The sequence below is a fragment of the Marivirga lumbricoides genome, from assembly GCF_014636295.1.
Lineage (GTDB): Bacteria > Bacteroidota > Bacteroidia > Cytophagales > Cyclobacteriaceae > Marivirga > Marivirga lumbricoides.
Genome location: NZ_BMEC01000009.1, coordinates 235,478 through 254,019, shown reverse-complemented (window position 1 = coordinate 254,019; position 18,542 = coordinate 235,478). Strand labels below are relative to the sequence as shown.

Annotated in this window: 13 protein-coding genes; 12 read left to right on the top strand and 1 reads right to left on the bottom strand. The window is 35.4% G+C overall.

What is annotated here, in order from left to right; all coding sequences use genetic code 11:
* Positions 1-3 precede the first annotated feature (3 nt).
* The 5 genes from lipA (at position 4) to IEV85_RS14945 (ending at position 5,458) form a co-directional block, all read left to right on the top strand.
* The gene (gene lipA / locus IEV85_RS14965) at positions 4-891 is read left to right on the top strand and encodes a lipoyl synthase (protein ID WP_188464804.1); all 888 of its coding nucleotides are present in this window, start codon (positions 4-6) and stop codon (positions 889-891) included.
* Between the two features lie 159 nt (positions 892-1,050).
* A complete protein-coding gene (locus IEV85_RS14960) occupies positions 1,051-2,568 on the top strand; it encodes a bifunctional GNAT family N-acetyltransferase/carbon-nitrogen hydrolase family protein (protein WP_188464802.1) in 1,518 nt (505 codons plus the stop codon).
* 36 nt (positions 2,569-2,604) lie between these two features.
* On the top strand, positions 2,605-2,823 hold the full coding sequence (locus IEV85_RS14955) for a hypothetical protein (protein WP_229712602.1): 219 nt from the start codon (positions 2,605-2,607) through the stop codon (positions 2,821-2,823).
* Positions 2,824-2,842: 19 nt separating this feature from the next.
* Positions 2,843-3,859: a threonine aldolase family protein gene (locus IEV85_RS14950; RefSeq protein WP_188464798.1), complete on the top strand. Its 1,017-nt coding sequence runs from the start codon at positions 2,843-2,845 to the stop codon at positions 3,857-3,859.
* Between the two features lie 156 nt (positions 3,860-4,015).
* Positions 4,016-5,458, top strand: coding sequence for a lipopolysaccharide biosynthesis protein (locus IEV85_RS14945; RefSeq protein WP_188464796.1), 1,443 nt, complete (start codon positions 4,016-4,018; stop codon positions 5,456-5,458).
* A gap of 429 nt (positions 5,459-5,887) precedes the next feature.
* Here the strand turns inward: IEV85_RS14945 and IEV85_RS14940 are convergent, their stop codons facing one another.
* A complete protein-coding gene (locus tag IEV85_RS14940) occupies positions 5,888-6,409 on the bottom strand; it encodes a hypothetical protein (protein WP_188464794.1) in 522 nt (173 codons plus the stop codon).
* Positions 6,410-6,594: 185 nt separating this feature from the next.
* Here IEV85_RS14940 and IEV85_RS14935 point away from each other — a divergent pair, with 185 nt between their 5' ends.
* The 7 genes from IEV85_RS14935 to IEV85_RS14905 all read left to right on the top strand — a co-directional run bounded on the left by IEV85_RS14935 (position 6,595) and on the right by IEV85_RS14905 (position 18,494).
* On the top strand, positions 6,595-6,801 hold the full coding sequence (locus tag IEV85_RS14935) for a hypothetical protein (RefSeq protein WP_188464792.1): 207 nt from the start codon (positions 6,595-6,597) through the stop codon (positions 6,799-6,801).
* A gap of 454 nt (positions 6,802-7,255) precedes the next feature.
* A complete protein-coding gene (locus IEV85_RS14930) occupies positions 7,256-7,636 on the top strand; it encodes a response regulator (protein ID WP_188464790.1) in 381 nt (126 codons plus the stop codon).
* Between the two features lie 5 nt (positions 7,637-7,641).
* Positions 7,642-8,754 carry a sugar transferase gene (locus IEV85_RS14925; protein WP_188464788.1) on the top strand — a complete coding sequence of 371 codons (1,113 nt, stop codon included), beginning with the start codon at positions 7,642-7,644 and terminating at the stop codon, positions 8,752-8,754.
* A gap of 94 nt (positions 8,755-8,848) precedes the next feature.
* A complete protein-coding gene (locus IEV85_RS14920) occupies positions 8,849-10,054 on the top strand; it encodes a glycosyltransferase family 2 protein (protein WP_188464786.1) in 1,206 nt (401 codons plus the stop codon).
* A gap of 3 nt (positions 10,055-10,057) precedes the next feature.
* A complete protein-coding gene (locus IEV85_RS14915; RefSeq protein WP_188464784.1) occupies positions 10,058-10,933 on the top strand; it encodes a glycosyltransferase family 2 protein in 876 nt (291 codons plus the stop codon).
* Positions 10,934-11,124: 191 nt separating this feature from the next.
* On the top strand, positions 11,125-17,040 hold the full coding sequence (locus IEV85_RS14910; protein WP_188464782.1) for a PKD domain-containing protein: 5,916 nt from the start codon (positions 11,125-11,127) through the stop codon (positions 17,038-17,040).
* The gene (locus IEV85_RS14905; RefSeq protein ID WP_188464780.1) at positions 17,040-18,494 is read left to right on the top strand and encodes a PorP/SprF family type IX secretion system membrane protein; all 1,455 of its coding nucleotides are present in this window, start codon (positions 17,040-17,042) and stop codon (positions 18,492-18,494) included. Before IEV85_RS14910 ends, IEV85_RS14905 begins: the two co-directional genes overlap by 1 nt.
* The last annotated feature ends 48 nt before the right edge of the window (positions 18,495-18,542 follow it).

Here is an 18,542-nt window from a genome sequence, read left to right as displayed (position 1 = left end):
GTTATGATAGATTTACCGGTAGTAAGTCAGGAAGAAAAGAAAAAAGCAAAAAAGCCGGATTGGCTTCGTGTAAAGCTTCCTGTAGGTAAAGAATATGCCAAGGTAAGAAAGCTTGTTGATGAGCATAAATTGCATACTATTTGTGAAAGTGGAAACTGCCCTAATATGGGTGAGTGCTGGGGTGCCGGTACTGCTACCTTTATGATTTTAGGGAATGTTTGCACAAGAAGTTGTTCCTTCTGTGCTGTGGCTACAGGTCGCCCACCAGAGTATGATGAGAAGGAGCCTGGAAGAGTGGCGGAAGCTATCAGGAATATGGGGGTAAAACATGCGGTGCTTACTTCTGTAAACCGAGATGAGTTGAAAGACAGAGGTGCTGAGATTTGGTACCAAACTGTAGTTCAAACAAAGCAATTGTCTCCAGCTACTACAATAGAAACCTTAATTCCTGATGTGAAAGGCAATTGGGATGCCCTGTACAGAATGATAGAAGCAGGACAAGAAGTTGTTTCACATAATGTTGAAACAGTTCCGGGTTTATATAGAAGAGTTAGGCCTCAGGCAAAATATCAAAGAAGCCTTGATCAAATTAAACTTACCAAAGAATTTGGTAAGAGAACTAAGTCGGGCATTATGGTAGGCTTAGGAGAAACTCAGGATGAAATGTTTCAGGCTATGGATGATTTAGTAGCTCATGGACTTGATATATTAACCATAGGTCAATACCTACAGCCAACTAAAAGGCACCATGAAGTAATTGAATATGTTCATCCGGATATATTTAAAATGTATGAAGAGGAAGGATTGAAGAGAGGGTTGAAATATGTTGAATCAGGACCATTGGTGAGGTCATCATATCATGCCGAAAGACACGTGAATGTTCCTATTTAAAGGGAATTTTAATAATTATGCCACAGTGTTAATTATTCATTATTGAATAATGCTGTGGCATTTTTATTGTCGTATTTTTATAACATTTTATAAAACAAATCAGTAAGCTGCTTAAACAGGCAAAAAGGTATTTCTTATTGATTTTAGTTGAAAGAGAACATGCAGGATAATTTAATTATTACACTTGAAAATTTAAAGCTTAAAAATTACAGAAGTTTAATCTCTTCTATGAAGAAGGCATATGCAGGCTGGGATGATTTATGGGAGGAAAAACATATTAAAACGCTTATTGAGAAGTTTCCGGAAGGACAGCTATGCGTTTTAGTGAATGGAAAAGTAGCTGGCTGTGCTTTATCAATTATTGTAGATTACTCAACCTTTGGAGATAATCACACCTATCAGGAAATAACCGGCAACGAAACCTTTATAACACATGATGATGAAGGGGATGTTTTATATGGGATTGATATATTTGTGCACCCGGAATTCAGAGGGATGCGGGTGGGAAGAAGGCTGTATGATGCCCGTAAAGATTTGGTTGAGCAGCTCAATTTAAAGTCTATTGTTGCTGGTGGAAGGTTGCCAAGTTATTCAAAGTATTCCGAAAAACTCACTCCAAAACAGTACATTCAGAAAGTAATTGCTAAGGAAGTTTTTGACGAGACATTATCATTTCAGCTCTCAAATGACTTCCATGTAAAAAAAGTGCTTAAAGGTTACTTGCCTGGGGATAAGCAGTCCATGGAATTTGCTGCGCTTATTGAGTGGAATAATATCTACTTTGAACCTTCAGATAAGTATGTAAATATTCCTAAAACAATTATTCGCTTAGGTTTGGTACAATGGCAGATGAGGCCCACTCCTTCTTTAAAGACCATGCAGGAGCAAATAGAATTCTTTATTGATGTAGTAAGTGGCTACAAGTGTGACTTCATTCTTTTCCCGGAACTATTTAATGCTCCTTTAATGGCTGAATTTAATCACCTTGATGAGGCGAGTGCTATCAGAGAGTTGGCTAAATATACAGAGCCTTTAAGGGAAATATTTCAGGAGTATGCTATTAATTATAATGTGAATATCATCACAGGAAGCATGCCTGTAATCAGCAGAGGCAAGCTTTATAATAAAGGGTTTCTTTGCAGAAGAGATGGGACTTTCGAAACCTATGAAAAAATTCATATGACTCCTGCAGAGGTAAGCGCATGGGGTATGTCAGGAGGAAGGAAAATTCAGGCTTTTGATACTGACTGCGGAAAAATTGGCGTACTCATTTGTTATGATGTTGAGTTCCCTGAAATGGGACGCTTACTGGCAGATGATGGTGTTAAGTTGTTATTTGTGCCGTTTCTGACAGATACGCAAAATGGCTATATGCGTGTTAGACATTGTTCACAGGCAAGGGCAATTGAAAATGAATGTTATGTTGCTATAGCGGGTAGCGTAGGTAACCTTCCAAAAGTGAATAACATGGATATCCAGTTTGCCCAATCTGGTGTATTTACGCCTTCTGATTTTGCTTTTCCTACCAATGGAGTTAAAGCAGAAGCAACGCCAAATACAGAGATGACTTTAATAGCTGATGTAGATGTTAATCTCCTTAAGGAACTGCATACTTATGGCAGTGTTAGAAATTTGAATGACAGAAGAAAAGATTTATATTTATTAAAAAAGAAATAGCAGCAGGTGGGAATAGAAGAGTTTAAAAACCTTTCTTTGTTTAAAAAGATCAAGACCTTATATGAAGAGGGTGAGTTTGTCACATCTATTCGATATTACAGGTATAAAGTAAATCTTTTTTTAGTGCATGGCTATTATGTAGAGGCATTTTATCACCCTAAAACAGATAGAATTGAAAAGATAATTCCCTTTGATAAGAAAAACTCGAGAAATAAATTCTATACAGACCAAATCCGTCTACCTAACTTGTTTTAATTAATAGCAACTTACTTGAATGATTGACTTACGAAGCGATACAGTAACACGTCCGACAGTAACCATGAAAGAGGTAATGATGGAAGCAGAGGTGGGTGATGACGTATTTGGTGAAGATGTTACCATTAATACCCTTGAGAAGAAAGCAGCAAATTATTTTGGAATGGAGGCGGGTTTATTCTGTCCTTCCGGCACTATGACTAACCAAATTGCGATAAAGCTGCATAGCGGACCACTTACCGAAGTAATTTGCGATCAAAAGTCACATGTCTATTTGTATGAGGGAGGAGGGATTGCCTATAATTCGATGGCTTCTGTGCGCTTGCTGGATGGTGATAGAGGAAGAATAACTGCCGAAATGATAGCTGACAATATTAACAATCCTGATGATATCCACGCTCCGGTTTCAAAATTAGTCTCACTTGAAAATACTATGAATAAAGGAGGAGGCTGCTTTTATGATTTTCAGGAAATTGAGAAAATTAGTAAGCTCTGTAAAGAGAAAGGTTTAAAGCTTCATTTAGATGGCGCCAGGCTCTTTAATGCATTGGTTGCCTCAAAAGATAATGCTGAAAAATATGGAGAGCATTTCAACACCATTTCTATTTGCCTGTCCAAAGGACTTGGATGCCCTGTAGGTTCTGTGTTATTAGGCAGTGTTGAAGATATTAAAAAAGCCAGAAGAATCAGAAAAGTGCTGGGAGGAGGCATGCGACAAGCTGGATTTTTAGCAGCAGCAGGAATTTATGCTTTGGATAATCATATTGAACGTCTATCAGAAGACCATGAGCGAGCCAAAAAACTAGCGTATGCGCTACAGGATAAGAGCTATGTGGAAAAGGTGTTACCTGTTGATACCAATATTGTGATTTTTACTTTGTCTGACAAAATGCTGGCAGCTGATTTTGTGAATAAACTTAAAGAATCGGGCATACTGGCGGTTACCTTTGGTAAGCATGACGTGAGGTTTGTTACCCATTTAGATTTTAATGATCAACAGCTTGAAAAGTGTATAGAGATTATAAGTAAGCTGTAATTTCATCTAATAGTGTTTATACTTAGTTAATATTCATCTCATCCAGTTGGCGTAAAATCAATTATCATTTCAAAATTATTGGTATAAATTTACTCGGATGATTTGTCATTAAATATTTGTCATTAACTTTAGCATCCTAAATAATATTCAATCAATTTGACTTCTCTTAAGAATCGTTCTGCAACAGCTTTTGCATGGAATATAGCAGGCACTATCCTTAAACAGGGAAGTGGATTTCTTATTTCTATATTTTTAGCCAGGTTACTGGAACCCGCTGAGTTTGGTTTAGTGGGTATGGCAATGGTTTTTATCACCGTCAGCCAGGTGTTTATTGATGTAGGTTTCGCATCGGCACTTATTCAAAATAAAGATAATACCAACCTTACTTACAGTTCAATTTTCTATTTGAATTTTGCTGCTGGTTTGGTTTTGACGGCTATATTTTATTTTAGCGCCCCCTTTATTGGGGACTTTTATGATAATCCGGAAATTGCTAGTTTAATAAGGTGGCTTTCTCTGATTTTTGTCTTCAATTCCCTGAATCTGGTTCAAACGGCAATTTTCACAAAGGAATTAAACTTTAAAGTTTTAACACTTCGCAATGTTATTGCAAGCGCTTCGGGTGGAATTCTTGGAGTGATTTGTGCATTTCAGGGTTATGGTGTATATAGCTTGGTTGTGCAACAAATTTCAATGGCTGTTTTAAGCACCATTTTACTATGGTATTCCTCAAGCTGGAAACCTGATTTAAGATTTTCATTTTTTGAAGTTAAGCGATTAACAGGATTTAGTGCATTTGTATTTTTTGATCAATTTATTTCTACCATTTTTAAACAATTAGATATTCTTTTTATAGGAAAAGTTTTTTCTGCCTCAGTTTTAGGGTTCTATTCCAGGGCTTCTTCTTTAAAGGATCAAGTTATAGTTTATACTTCTCAAAGTTTAGTTAAGGTTTTTTATCCGGTTCTCTCAAATCTTCAGGATCAGCATAAAGAATACTCTCGGGTTTATTTTAAGGTAGTTTCAGTAGTTGCATTTGTTAGTTATGGTTTAACGGGACTGCTATACATAATGGGATCAGATATTATTATACTTTTATTTGGAGAAAAATGGATTCCCTCTATAGCTATTTTTCAAGTCTTAGTTTTAGCAGTCTGCGTATTTCCTATTAATGGCATGATGGTTAATGCTTTTATGAGTAAAGGAAAATCGAAGGAAAACTTCTATCTAGGTATATTTAGAAAGCTAGTTACTTCAATACCTCTATTTATAGCTTATTATAAAGGTATTTACGAATTCACCATAGCTCTAGTAATAGCAGATTTTTTCTTGACTTTCGTAAATATTTATTTTACTTATAAGGTGGTAAAAATTGATTATAGAACTCTATTGAGAAAAGTTTTCGAAGGCATACTACCATTGATATTTGTGGTGTTTTTGTACAATTATTTCAATTTTGAAAGTATATATTATCGCCTGTTATTTGCATTACTGTTCAGTTTAACTCACATTTTCTATGGTTACATAGTTAAAATTGAAGGCTTCCTTTTTTTGGTAGAAAATGTTTCAAAGTATATCCGCAATTTGAAGAAAAGGTAAGTGTTTTATCTGGAGGTATGGAGGTGGATTATATTTGGTTTTCTTAAAGTTGTTAGAATCTACTATCTCTCAGAAGAGTCATGTGAATTGAATTTTATTAATCATAATATAAGACACATGACGAATTGTTGAAGCGGCCTTTCGATTTACAATTTAAGGTTGAAAGCTTTTTAATATGCGAATTTTGCAGGAAAGGCATTAAGGCATAAGTGTTAAATATTTTTTTAACTAATTAGCGTATAAATGTGTCATCAGAGCGTGCTTTGAAAATCTTTTATTATAAGCCAACCTTCTTTCAACTCAACCCCCCTAATCAATCTTTTTTAGTCTACTGCTAAAAACTGGAAAAGAGTAGTTCCGATATTTAATTATTGCTTGCCATTGTAGGGGCCTTCGCTAAATTTAAGCGTTGTTTTGCCTTTTTATTAATTACTTAGATAATAGCTCTACACAAACATTATTCGGGCCTCTATAATATTCGATAAAAATAGAGTCAAGCGCAACTTCATTTTCTAGGGCGAAAGATTTTAGTTCAGAAACCATATCATCAGGTGTAGGCATTGCTAATACATTAGCTTCAATACACCCCATAATGCTTTTGTTTCTTTTAAACTTCCTATATTCCCAATTGTACGGTTTGGCTTTAATAGCGGTATTATCTGTTTGTACACCAATGAAATTTTTCACTTCTCCAGTGTTTTCATTTGGTTCCCCATAATAAACAAGAGCTATTGACTTTGCATATTCTTCCTTTAGAACTAATTGTCTGGCTTGTTCAAATAAGTTCTGCAGAGAATCAGACCCTATTTTTCCTTCATAGTAGAAACCCAACACTGTTATGTTGGTATCTTTAATGATTTCTTTCCGGATAGATTTAAAACCACCAAGCCAGTAATAAATAATTACAGCTAAAAGTAATATTAAGCCTAGAATGACAAATTTCTTATTCATATCATGTATGAGTTAAATTTATAAGGGATGATTTTTTTACTGGCCAAAATTAAACCCTCAATTTAAATTATCACTAATTCACTTAACACTTTTATTTTAGATGCGTATTTAAATTCACAAAGAGAGAATTAAGGATTTCAGCTATTGTTGGTTAAAAACGCTTTTAAAACTAATTTGATTAAAGCATGTCTATTTCTGTTGATTCGGTAAGAGTAGGAAAAAAATATTTTTTAAGAAACATTCGGGAATATCATGAATTCACAACTGTTAAAGCGTTAGGTGAAAAGGATTTTCTTTGCGAAGATATTCATACATTAGAAAGGTATCTTTTAAGTGAATTAACCGCATACGGAAAAGGTAGCGATTATGAATTTTTTGAATTGGACCATTAGTCTCGCCATTTTAAATATATTTTTAGTCATGTCATTTAGCTACTACCAAAATAATCAACTAAAAAAATAAATGTTTTATTATTTCATATTAATACATGTTAAAATCGTTGTTTAAACATGCTTTCTTACATCTGTTGTTTTAGGTGAATGAAATTTAATATATCATCTAAATGAGTAGATAATCCTTGTTGATTTAATGTAATGTTTAGGTATGAAATTGACCCATTAACTATAGTTTAATCTTAAAAATTACCATATTAGACTAAATAATAAAGGCACTTAACGATTAGTTTAAAAATTAACTATAAAATAACCATCTAATGTTTGTTTTGCAAAGCGAATAATTCTTATCTTTATATTCTTAAAATAAAACAAGAAATTATTAATACTTTTCTAACTTGTTAATTTAGTATTAGAAGTTATTAATTAAAGATTAGTAAATAAGTTACATCGAATGAAGCATACAATTCTTATAATGGAAGACGATGAGCCAATGAGATTACTATTGGATGTTTTATTGAAAAAAAAGTACAAGTTAGTTTTTAAAAACGATGGCTTGTCAGGAATGAAGTGGTTGGCAGAGGGCAATATGCCGTCAGTGATTCTATCTGATTTTATATTGCCAAAAATGAATGGGTATGATTTCCTTAGCAGTTTGTCTCAAAGTGGAATGTTTTCTGATATCCCTTTTATAATGGTATCTAGCAGAACGGACGAGCCTTTCAAAAAAAGATGTTTTAGTGCCGGGGCAAGAGGTTTTCTGGATAAACCTTTCGATCCATCACAATTATATAAATTATTAGATAAAGTTATTGAATCTACAGTAGAAAATTGAAAGATATGGAATCCATAAATTACTTGGTAGACAAAGATTTTAAAGAGGTTTTAGTAAAAAATCCTACCTTCAAAAAGAAATTATATTGTGTGAGTAGTGAATACTATGAAACTGAACAATTAAAAGATTTTGAGAGTACAGAAAAATTTACAGTAAGCTCTCTTTTAAGACATTTAGAGAGTATAAAATTTTCTGAAGCTCCTGACGCAGTTATATTTTTTACAAATTATATTGACGGAATATTTTTTGAGAATTTAAGTTCTTTGGGGCATGTTATAAGAACTTCAGGATACATTATTCCTCTTATTATAGTTTCGGATAAAATTGATTCTGAAAACAAGAAGAAGGTTTTGAAGCATGGAGCTGATGATTGCTTTCCTACTATATTTAATCCTGAGAAACTTAATTATTGGATCGATTTTTTAAAGTTATTTAAGAAATTAGCCAAAGAAGAAAATAGTGAAAAGGAGGACGGAATATCTTTTAAGATTTCTACTACAAAGAGGGTATTTGATATTTTAGTATCAGGGACATTGCTGCTTTTGCTTAGTCCGCTCATGTTAGTTATTGCGCTAATCATTAAATTAGAATCAAAAGGGCCTGTTTTTTATATCTCTAAAAGAGCTGGTGTGGGATACAAGGTTTTTAACTTTATGAAATTCCGATCTATGTCAGCCGGAGCAGATAAAGAGTTAAGTAAATTACATCACTTAAATCAGTACAGCGGCAATAAAGAAAGTAATGGAGTTAATCCTGTTTTCTTCAAAATAAAAGATGATCCTAGAATTACAAGATTTGGCAAATTTCTTAGAGATACTAGTCTTGATGAATTGCCTCAACTCATTAATGTTCTGAGAGGAGATATGTCAATTGTAGGTAACAGACCACTTCCTCTTTATGAGGCGCAGCAGTTGACTAAAGATCAGTGCGCTTTAAGATTTATGGCCGCTGCTGGTATAACTGGCTTGTGGCAGGTAACTAAAAGAGGAAAAGCTGACATGTCGGAAGCAGAAAGAATTTCTTTGGATGTTACCTATGCAAAAGAGAATTCGTTCATGAAAGATATGAAACTCCTTTTGAAAACATTTCCTGCTTTAGTTCAGGAAGAAAGAGTTTAACGCACTTAAATCACATTAGAATAGCCGTTTTCATCTTAACCTTTTGGTAATTATGAGCGGCTTTTTTATTTTATTTTAAAAAAAGAACATTCCATTGAAGACTATCTTTTTAATATTCGAACTTATAGTAGTAGCTTACTTTCTCTATGTAGGTTTGTATACTTTTATGTTTGGATTTGCTTCGCATTTCTATCGATCCAAAGCCACCAAAGCCTCAACAGCGAAAGGTCGGTTTGTTGTATTAATTCCTGGGTATAAAGAGGATGGAGTAATAGTAAGCGTGGCAAAGGACGCTGTTAAACAAAATTACCCGCAAGATAAATTTGATATTGTTGTAATTGCTGACTCTTTTCAACAGGAAACCTTAAAGCAGTTAGCTGAATTACCAATTCATACAGAAATAGTTTCCTTTGAAAAAAGTACGAAAGTAAAAGCGTTAAATGAAGTATTAGGTAGGATTGGAGATGGCTCAGGCTACGATTATGCTGTTATTCTGGATGCAGATAATCTGATGGATGAAAGCTTTTTGGAGAGAATGAACACGCTGCATCAGCAAGGATTTAAAGCAATTCAGGGAAGACGTGCAGCCAAGAATGATATGTCCACGCTTGCATACCTTGATGGGTTAAGTGAGGATATTAATAATAATATTTATGGCAAAGGTAGTGTTGCATTGGGCTGCTCTTCGTCTTTAAAAGGCTCAGGTATGTCCTTTAGTTTTGCACTTCTAAAGTCAGAACTAGCTCAGATGGCCTCTATAGGAGGGTTTGACAGGGAGTTAGAATTAAGACTCGTAAAGCAAGGGGTGAAGGTTTATTACTCAGAAAATGCAGTAATAAGAGATGAAAAGGTTGAAAAGAATGAGGTTTTTGAAAATCAGCGAAAAAGATGGATATCAAGTCAATATCATTATCTAAGACTTTATTTTACTGAAGGTTTGGCAGCACTCTTTAAGGGTAATTTTGTTTTATTCAACAGTATTATATTACGAAATATTCAATTACCCAGGCTTCTGAATATAGGTTTGGTTAATTTTATACTAGTTTTAGCTATAGTGCTAACAGCCGTTTTTTCTGTTTTACAAATTCAGTTAGGGTTATATATTTTAGTTGCAGTGCTAGTGGATGTAGGCGTTTTTCTTGCTATTTCAAAAGAATATCTGAATGGTAGGCTAGTAAAGTCAATTATCTTACTGCCTGGCATCTTTTTAAAAATGCTTCTTCTAATGTTTAAGTTGAAAGGAGCTAATAAAAAGTTTATACATACTCCACATGGTGAAACGCCAAAAAGCAAAGCTTAAAGAATGAGCAATCCTTTAGTATCCATTATTAGTGTCCATTTCAATGGTACAAAAATAACGGAAGAGTTTATTAAAAGTATTCTGCAGATTAGCTACTCTCCTGTTGAAGTTTTTATCGTTGATAATGGTTCTGAACAGGAGCCTTTGGAGCCTTTAACGCAGAAGTATCCTGAAATTAAATTTATTATCAGTGAGAAGAATCTGGGTTTTGCCGGAGGTAACAATTTGGCAATTAAACAAGCTTCGGGAGAATATCTGCTATTTATTAATAATGATACGGAGGTTCCAATTAATTTTTTAGAGCCTTTAATAGATCATTTTCTAAGTCACCCAAATGCAGGAATGGCTTCTCCCCTCATCAAATATTTTAATACCAACATTATTCAGTATGCTGGGAATAGCAAAGTAAATTTATTAACCGGAAGGAGTAAACGCTTAGGTTTTAAGGAGGAGGATCATGGACAGTATGATTTTAACTTTAAGACCGGGATGATTCATGGAGCGGCATTGTTAGTGAGGGATAAGGTGATTGAAGAAATAGGTTTAATGCCTGAGTCTTTCTTTCTGTATTATGAAGAACTTGATTGGTGTACCCGGGCGCAAAAAAAAGGTTATGAGACATGGGTAATTGGTAAGTCTACTATATTTCATAAAGAATCAATGAGTGTGGGTAAAAACTCACCTTTTAAACTTTACTACATGACAAGGAATAGAATCCTTTTTTTAAGAAGAAATACAGAAGGAGTGAAAAGACTATCATGGGTATTGTTTTTCTTAATATTTACTATGCCTAAAAGTACATTGCTTTATATTTTCAAAAGAGATTTTCAAAGTTTAAAGTCCTTTTACAAAGGTGTTTTCTGGAACCTTGCTAATTAATTTACTGCCTCAGTTTTAATTTTCAATATTTTACTTGTCGATTATTAACCTGTATTCATCCTATATTATCCTTAATTGGTCAATTATCTGAGAATAAGTATGTTTTTACTGTATTAGTTTTTTTTATAAGATTTTATACTATAATTTTATCAATAAATTTTAGTAATCTACACGATATAAAGAGTATATTTATGCGGACTGCATGTATAAAACTACTAACAAAATGGTTGCAAATTCCTGTATCAGTTTTTATACTGCTCTTTTATTTAATTGCTCATAGCGCAATAGCCCAGCAAACGGCAAAGAGAGATGAGAATGGGCAAGGGTACTTAGAGTACTTACCTCCTGGTTATAATGAAAATAATGATTTATATCCTGTAATTATTTTTTTACATGGGAGTGGAGAAAGAGGAGATGGGTCTCCCAATGCTCTGGAGAAAGTAAAAAGAAATGGTCCTCCTAAGTATATTCGGGATGGACATACTATGTGCTTTGAGTATAATGGAGTAGAAGAATGCTTTATCGTTTTATCCCCCCAGACAAATAGGTGGACCTTTGTGGGTTATGAAATTATACCTTTTATAAATAATGCTTTAGAGACTTATCGAATTGACCCTAATAGAGTTTACATGACAGGCTTAAGCATGGGAGGGGAAGGAACCTGGAAGGTGTCTTATAGTGACGAAAATGCTCAAAATATCTTTGCCGCTTTAGCTCCAATTGCGGGAAGAGGAGATTATCAAAAAGCTTGTTTTGTAGCTCAAAGCAATATTCCAGTATGGGCTTTTCATGGGGATGCTGACAATGCAATGTCACTCTCTTCCGGACAGCGACCTATAAATGGAATGCTTGCGTGTGATCCTGACCCTATTCCTATATTCACTATTTATGAAAATGCAGGGCATTCTGAAACATGGAATAAGGCTTATCGAGTGGATAATTCTCTACATACACCTAATCTTTATCAGTGGCTTTTGGCTCAGAGATTAGGTGTTCAGCCGCCAAGTCCACCTACAGTTAACGCTGGTAACAATATTACAATTACATTGCCTGAAAACTCAGTTGAATTATCTGCAACAGCAAGTGATTCTGACGGGGAATTAACTAACATTCAGTGGGAAAGAGTATCAGGCCCCAATTCTCCGACATCAGGTCCTTTAGATCAACTCACCCTGTCTCTAAATGGCTTAATTGAAGGCGTGTATAATTATAAAATTACCGTTACAGATAATGATGGTTTAATTGCTTCTGACCAGGTAATTATTACAGTTCTGCCGGAACCCGTGAACATACCTCCTACGGTAAACGCAGGAAATAATGAAGTAATTACGCTTCCCACTAATTCTTTAACTTTAAACGGTACCTCTTCCGATCCCGATGGATCTATAGCAAGCACTCTGTGGGAACAAGTTTCCGGACCTAATGTTGCAGGAATAGCATCTGCTAACTCGTTAAATACTTTAGTAGATAATTTAGTAGAGGGTAGTTATATTTTCAGCTTAACTGCTATAGATGATGATGGGGCTTCAGTCACAGATAATGTAAATGTAACAGTTCAGCCTGAGCCTCCTAATATTCCTCCGGTAGCAAATGCAGGTAATGATTTAGAATTAACCCTACCTGAAAATACTGCCACACTCACCGGGTCTGCAACTGATCCGGACGGAAATGTTATATCATTTTCCTGGGTGCAAACTTCTGGTCCTAATACCGCTGCTACAAGTGATTTAAATATGGCTGAAATTGGAATTAGTAATTTGATCCAGGGAGTATATGTATTTACTTTAACAGTGACAGATGATGATGGTGACACAGACAGCGATCAGGTTATAGTTAATGTACTGCCTTCGCCTCCGAATGATCCTCCAAAAGCAAATGCAGGTGCTGATCAAACTATTACACTTCCACAAAATACAGTGAATTTGAATGGATCAGGAACAGATACTGACGGAAATATCGTAAGCTATCTTTGGGGACAACTAAACGGACCTAACCAGGCAACTATTATAAATCCAGCTAATGAAGCAACTGTAGCAGAAGGTTTAGTAGAAGGAGTATATACTTTTTCTCTTTCAGTTACCGATGATCAAGGTGATTCAAATACTGATAATGTACAAATAACAGTTTTGCCTTTGCCTCCTAATGAGCCGCCTGTAGTAAATGGAGGTGATGACAGGTATATAACTTTACCCACAAGTTTTACACGTTTTACTGCTTCTGCTACCGATTCCGATGGTACTATTGAGAGCTACTTATGGCAGCAAGTATCAGGACCAAATTCAGCCGTATTTGATTCTTTTAATAGCGCAGAAGTTACTATTTCTAATTTAGTGGAAGGCATATATCAATTTACAGTTACTGTAACAGACGATGACGGAGCTACAGCGCAAGATGAAGTACAGATATATGTGTTTCCTCCACAAAATCAAGTGCCTACTGCAGACGCTGGGGAGGATATAACGATTACTCTTCCAAATGATAATATAAGACTAGAAGGAAGTGGGACGGACAATGATGGTGTAATTAGTTCTTATAATTGGACCCAGTCTACAGGGCCCAATACAGCTGTTATTGTAAATCCTTCGCAAGCTAGTACATTAATCGAGGGACTTACTGAAGGAGTTTATAGGTTTAGATTAACAGTAACTGACGATTCTGGTGCAAACGACACTGACCAGGTAACAGTAACAGTTTTGCCTGAACCTGCAAATGTTCCTCCAACTGCTGATGCAGGAGAGGATGTATTTCTCACTCTACCTGATAATAGCACCACACTTATGGGACAAGGCACAGATATAGATGGTTCTATTGTCTCATATATTTGGAGTGTTATAGATGCAGGAGACCGAAATATTGATGATATAGATAACTTTGAGGTGCAAAATTTAAGTGTTTCAGGATTAGAAGAGGGGATATACACTTTTGGATTGACAGTTGTTGATGATAGAGGTGCTTCTGCAAATGATCAGGTAAGAGTTTTTGTGAATACACCCAATTTAACTCCAAGTGCTAATGCTGGTCAAGACATTACTATTACCTTACCTCAAAATACGGTTAACCTTACTGGAACAGCTTCGGATTCTGATGGAACTGTTGATTTTACTTTGTGGGAACAAGTTTCTGGTCCCAGTACAGCGTCAATTGTTAATCCTTTGAGTTTGAGTACAAGAGTAACAAATTTGAGCCAGGGTATATATATATTCAATCTACATGTAGAGGATAATGATGGATTGGCTGATAATGATGAAGTGCGTATTACTGTAAAACCTGCTCCTCCTAATGTTCCTCCAAATGTAAATGCTGGAAATGATGTGCAGGTTACATTACCAGTTGCGCAGCTTACTTTAAATGGAACAGCTAATGATACTGACGGATCAATTAGCAATTTGACATGGTCGCAATTAAATGGGCCTACTACCTTAACTGGAAGAAACTTAAATACAAGAAGAGCTACATTTTCTGGGTTTGCAGAAGGTAATTATACCATTCGTTTGACAGCAACAGACAACGATGGTGCCCAAGGTTCTGATGATGTAAGAATAATTGTATTGGCAGCACCAGGAAACCAATTACCTACTGTTGATGCCGGTCCCAATATTACTGTTACTCTTCCGACTACAACTACAACTTTAAACGGAAGTGCTTTTGATATTGATGGTTCTATAACATCCTTCAATTGGACCCAAATAAGTGGACCTAACGCGGCAAATATTGTAATGGCAGCTCAAAATTCAACTCAGGTAGATAACCTTCAAGAAGGAATTTACACCTTTCGGTTATCTGTTGAGGATAATGATGGAGGTGAGGCATTTGATCAGGTAAACGTTAGAGTTAATCCTGAGCCTGCTAACCAGCCTCCGATAGTAGTAGCTACTACAAATAAAATAATCAATCTTCCGCAATCTGGTTTATCTTTATCTGCCACTGCTTCTGATAGTGATGGAAGTATAGCTACAATTCAATGGAGCCAGCAAAGTGGGCCTGCTACAGCTACTTTAACAAATAGTAATTCGCTTAATTTAGGAGTAGAAAACCTGATTGTAGGAACATATATTTTTAGGATTACAGTTACTGATAATGCAGGAGTATCTGCTTTTGATGAAGTTAATGTTCGAGTTTTAGAGGCTTTGGCAAATCAGCCACCTACAGTAAATGCGGGACAAAACCAATTGATTTTTGCCCCACAGTCAAGTGTGGAGGTAAGCGGGCATGTAGAAGATGGAGATGGCAGTATTAGTTCTGTATTGTGGACAATGATAAGTGGTCCAAATACCCCTGTTATTGCCAATGCAAGTAGTGTGGATACTGAAATAAGTAACCTTGTATTGGGCACTTATGTGTTTAGATTGGAGGCTATAGATAATCAAGGTCTTGCTGGTTTTGATCAACTCAGCATCAGAATAAATGAGCAAAGTGTTAATTTGCCTCCAAATGCCAGTGCTGGTGCAAATAAAGTATTGGTTCTTCCCCAGAATTTCACCACGCTGGAAGGTGAAGCATCTGATCCGGATGGTAATATTCAATCTATTCAGTGGGTGCAAGAATTTGGTCCGGCTGGTACTATTCTAAATGGTGAGGATCAAGCGGAGCTTTCAGTCTCTAATTTAAGTGCGGGTTTTTATGTTTTCCGCATAATGGTAACAGATAATAATGGGGCTAGTGATTTTGATGATGTCTCGGTAACTGTAAATAATGCCATACCTAAGTCTCCTCCAACGGTTAATGCAGGAGAGGATATAAATGTTATTTTACCTGAAGAGAGTATCCAATTGGAAGGTTCCGCCACTAATACGGATGGCACTATTGTAGAAGTACTTTGGGAGCAGTTATCAGGCCCTTCAACTGCGGCAATTGATAATGCCACTGTTTTTGAGACCTCTGTTTCGGATTTAGATGTTGGGACTTATATATTTAGGCTGATAGTTAAGAATAGTGAAAATCTACAAAATTTTGATCTTATCACTGTTCATGCATTGGCAAATCAAGCGCCTTTTGCTTTCACTAGTTCGGATACTACTCTTGCTTTACCAGTAACAGACTTTGTAGCAATAGGTGAAGGGATAGATAATGACGGTACAATTACAGGTAATAAATGGAAACAATTAAGTGGTCCTAATGAAGCTGAAATAGATAATGCCAATTTGGCCGAAACTGCTATAAGTAATTTAATAGTAGGTAAATATCAGTTTGAGTTTAGAGTGACGGACAATAAAGGTGCTGAATCTTTTGATATTCTAAATGTTGAAGTAGTTGATAACTCTGAGAATATAGCTCCTTTAGTTGATGCGGGAGAGGATATTGTAGTCACTTTACCGTTAAACAGTGCTAAGCTAGTGGGGCAGAGTTCAGATACTGATGGAAGTATTGTAACAGTTGAATGGGTGCAATTAAATGGTCCCAATAACGCATTAATTGAGAGTCCTAACTCTGCTGAAACCAATATTTCTGATTTGGTAGAAGGTAGTTATCAGTTTGAATTCCGCGTGGTGGATGATAGGGGTGCTGAATCTACTGATGTAGTAAATGTAATAGTGAATAAGGAAGCTCAAAATAAGGCTCCAATCATTACAATGGCAGATGATATTACACTTCAGTTGCCAGAAAATTCTACCTTACTTTCTGCTGAAACAGAAGATATAGATGGAAGTATTTCGAGGTATCAGTGGAAAAAAATTGAAGGAGGTGAGTATACTTTTGCAACACCTAATCAAGAGCAGACTTTGGTTGAAAATTTAGAGGAGGGAAGGTATGTATTTCTTTTGGAAGTTGATGATAATGAAGGTCTCCGGTCAACAGGGGAAATCCGTGTTTTTGTAATTGCTCCTGAAGAACCTCCGGTTATTGATCCTGAGTTTACTAAGCTATTTACTCCTAATGGCGATGGTATTAATGATGTATGGGTTTCGGAGATTTTAGAAGAGCTGGGAACTTGTTCAGTCATTATTTTTAACAGATTGGGAGTTAAAATTTTTGAAGAAGAGAATTACCAAAATGATTGGAATGGGACAGACCAAAATGGAAGGTTGGTTGAAGAGGGAGCCTATTTTTATATTATCTCATGTGAAAACAATTTTGTTAAAAAAGGTGGTGTAAGAGTAAAAAAATAATGCATAAATTTTTATTTATATTAATTGGAGTAACTTTCTTGTTAGGTGCAAAAAGAGGTCACTCACAAGATTTACCTGTATATAATCAGTTTTATTTTAATCCTTTTTTGTATAACCCTGCATTTGTAGGAAGTAATGGTGGTACAGAAATTAATACTGTTCTTAGACAGCAGTGGTTAGGAGTGGATGATGCTCCAATTTCAGGTACTCTAACTTTGCAGTACGCAGGCGAATCTAATTTACGTTTAGGTTTAACAGTAATACACGAGAGTGCGGTGATTCTGGAAAATAATGCTGCGTTGCTTACGGTGGGGTATCGTTTGCCTTTAGGTTATAATCATTCATTAACTTTTGGCTTGTCTGGAGGAATTGGTAAATACGGATTAGATCTAAGCCAGGTAGATCTTTCTGATCCTGCTCTTAGTAATGCCTTAAGCTCTACTTTATATGCGGATGGAAATTTCGGATTTATGTATCAGCTTAATGATTTAAAGCTGAGTTTTGCAGCCAATAATATTTTTGATGCAAACCCGTATTCGCAGGAGAACTTTAGAGACATAAAATTCTCAAATTTAGAGAGTATAGTAGGTTCAGTGAGTTATCGGTTTCAGTTTGTAAACAATCCAATTACATTTGAGCCTTATTTGTTGTATAGAAGTTCAGGCCCTGATTTTAGACAAGCGGAAGCTGCTGGTGTTTTCTATTATCAAGATAAATTCTGGCTTGGAGGGGCTTACCGATATGAGAGTAATCCTGCAATTTTTGTTGGGTTCAACCTATTTAGAAATTTGAAATTAAGTTATTCTTTTGAGTTTCCACCTAAAGAACTGAATAGCTTCCGTGGAGGCTCTCATGAATTAATGTTTAGCTATAATTTTGGAAGAAAAAGCAAGAAAAATATAATTAGTGAAAACGTATCTGAAACTACACTAAATGAATATCAGGCTCAGGATAGCCAACAATTAAGTGCTGAGACGCCTGTTCCTAAAGAGGAAAATAAAAAAGATGTAACGGTAGAAGAGGAAAAAGCACATGATTCTGTTTACTATTCAAAAACAGAACCAAAAAGTAATAGTAGTATCGAAAGCCCGGAAAACTATCATATACCTACTGATTCTGTTATAGGAGAAACTTCACCTAAAGCTAATGATTCGTTAACTAGTGAGTTAGTTAATAACGAGGTTGTCCCATTAAGAGAAATTGAAGGAGTCCCGGTGCTTAGTAAAGGTTATTACGTGGTTACTGGCGTATTTAATCATAGAGAAAATGCAGAAAAGTTTATAGCAAAAATGGCTGATCAGGGTTTCTTATTTAAATTGGCAATTAATCCTGAGAATCAATTTTATTATGTCTATAAGCTTTCTACTGATAATCTTCTGGAAGCAAGATATACGAAATCTATCTATAATAAAATGAAGCAATTTAACGATGTTTGGGTTTACAAGGTGGAGTAAATTGTTTTTTCGTTCAGATTTTATAAATTTCTAATTCTATTTTAAGAC

Bases quoted from the DNA above. Each gene is read 5' to 3' on its own strand.
- IEV85_RS14930 (WP_188464790.1), top strand. From the start codon at position 7,256: ATGAAGCATACAATTCTTATAATGGAAGACGATGAGCCAATGAGATTA.
- IEV85_RS14915 (WP_188464784.1), top strand. From the start codon at position 10,058: ATGAGCAATCCTTTAGTATCCATTATTAGTGTCCATTTCAATGGTACA.
- IEV85_RS14910 (WP_188464782.1), top strand. From the start codon at position 11,125: ATGCGGACTGCATGTATAAAACTACTAACAAAATGGTTGCAAATTCCT.
- IEV85_RS14960 (WP_188464802.1), top strand. From the start codon at position 1,051: ATGCAGGATAATTTAATTATTACACTTGAAAATTTAAAGCTTAAAAAT.
- lipA (WP_188464804.1), top strand. From the start codon at position 4: ATGATAGATTTACCGGTAGTAAGTCAGGAAGAAAAGAAAAAAGCAAAA.
- IEV85_RS14940 (WP_188464794.1), bottom strand. From the start codon at position 6,409: ATGAATAAGAAATTTGTCATTCTAGGCTTAATATTACTTTTAGCTGTA.
- IEV85_RS14905 (WP_188464780.1), top strand. From the start codon at position 17,040: ATGCATAAATTTTTATTTATATTAATTGGAGTAACTTTCTTGTTAGGT.
- IEV85_RS14925 (WP_188464788.1), top strand. From the start codon at position 7,642: ATGGAATCCATAAATTACTTGGTAGACAAAGATTTTAAAGAGGTTTTA.
- IEV85_RS14935 (WP_188464792.1), top strand. From the start codon at position 6,595: ATGTCTATTTCTGTTGATTCGGTAAGAGTAGGAAAAAAATATTTTTTA.
- IEV85_RS14950 (WP_188464798.1), top strand. From the start codon at position 2,843: ATGATTGACTTACGAAGCGATACAGTAACACGTCCGACAGTAACCATG.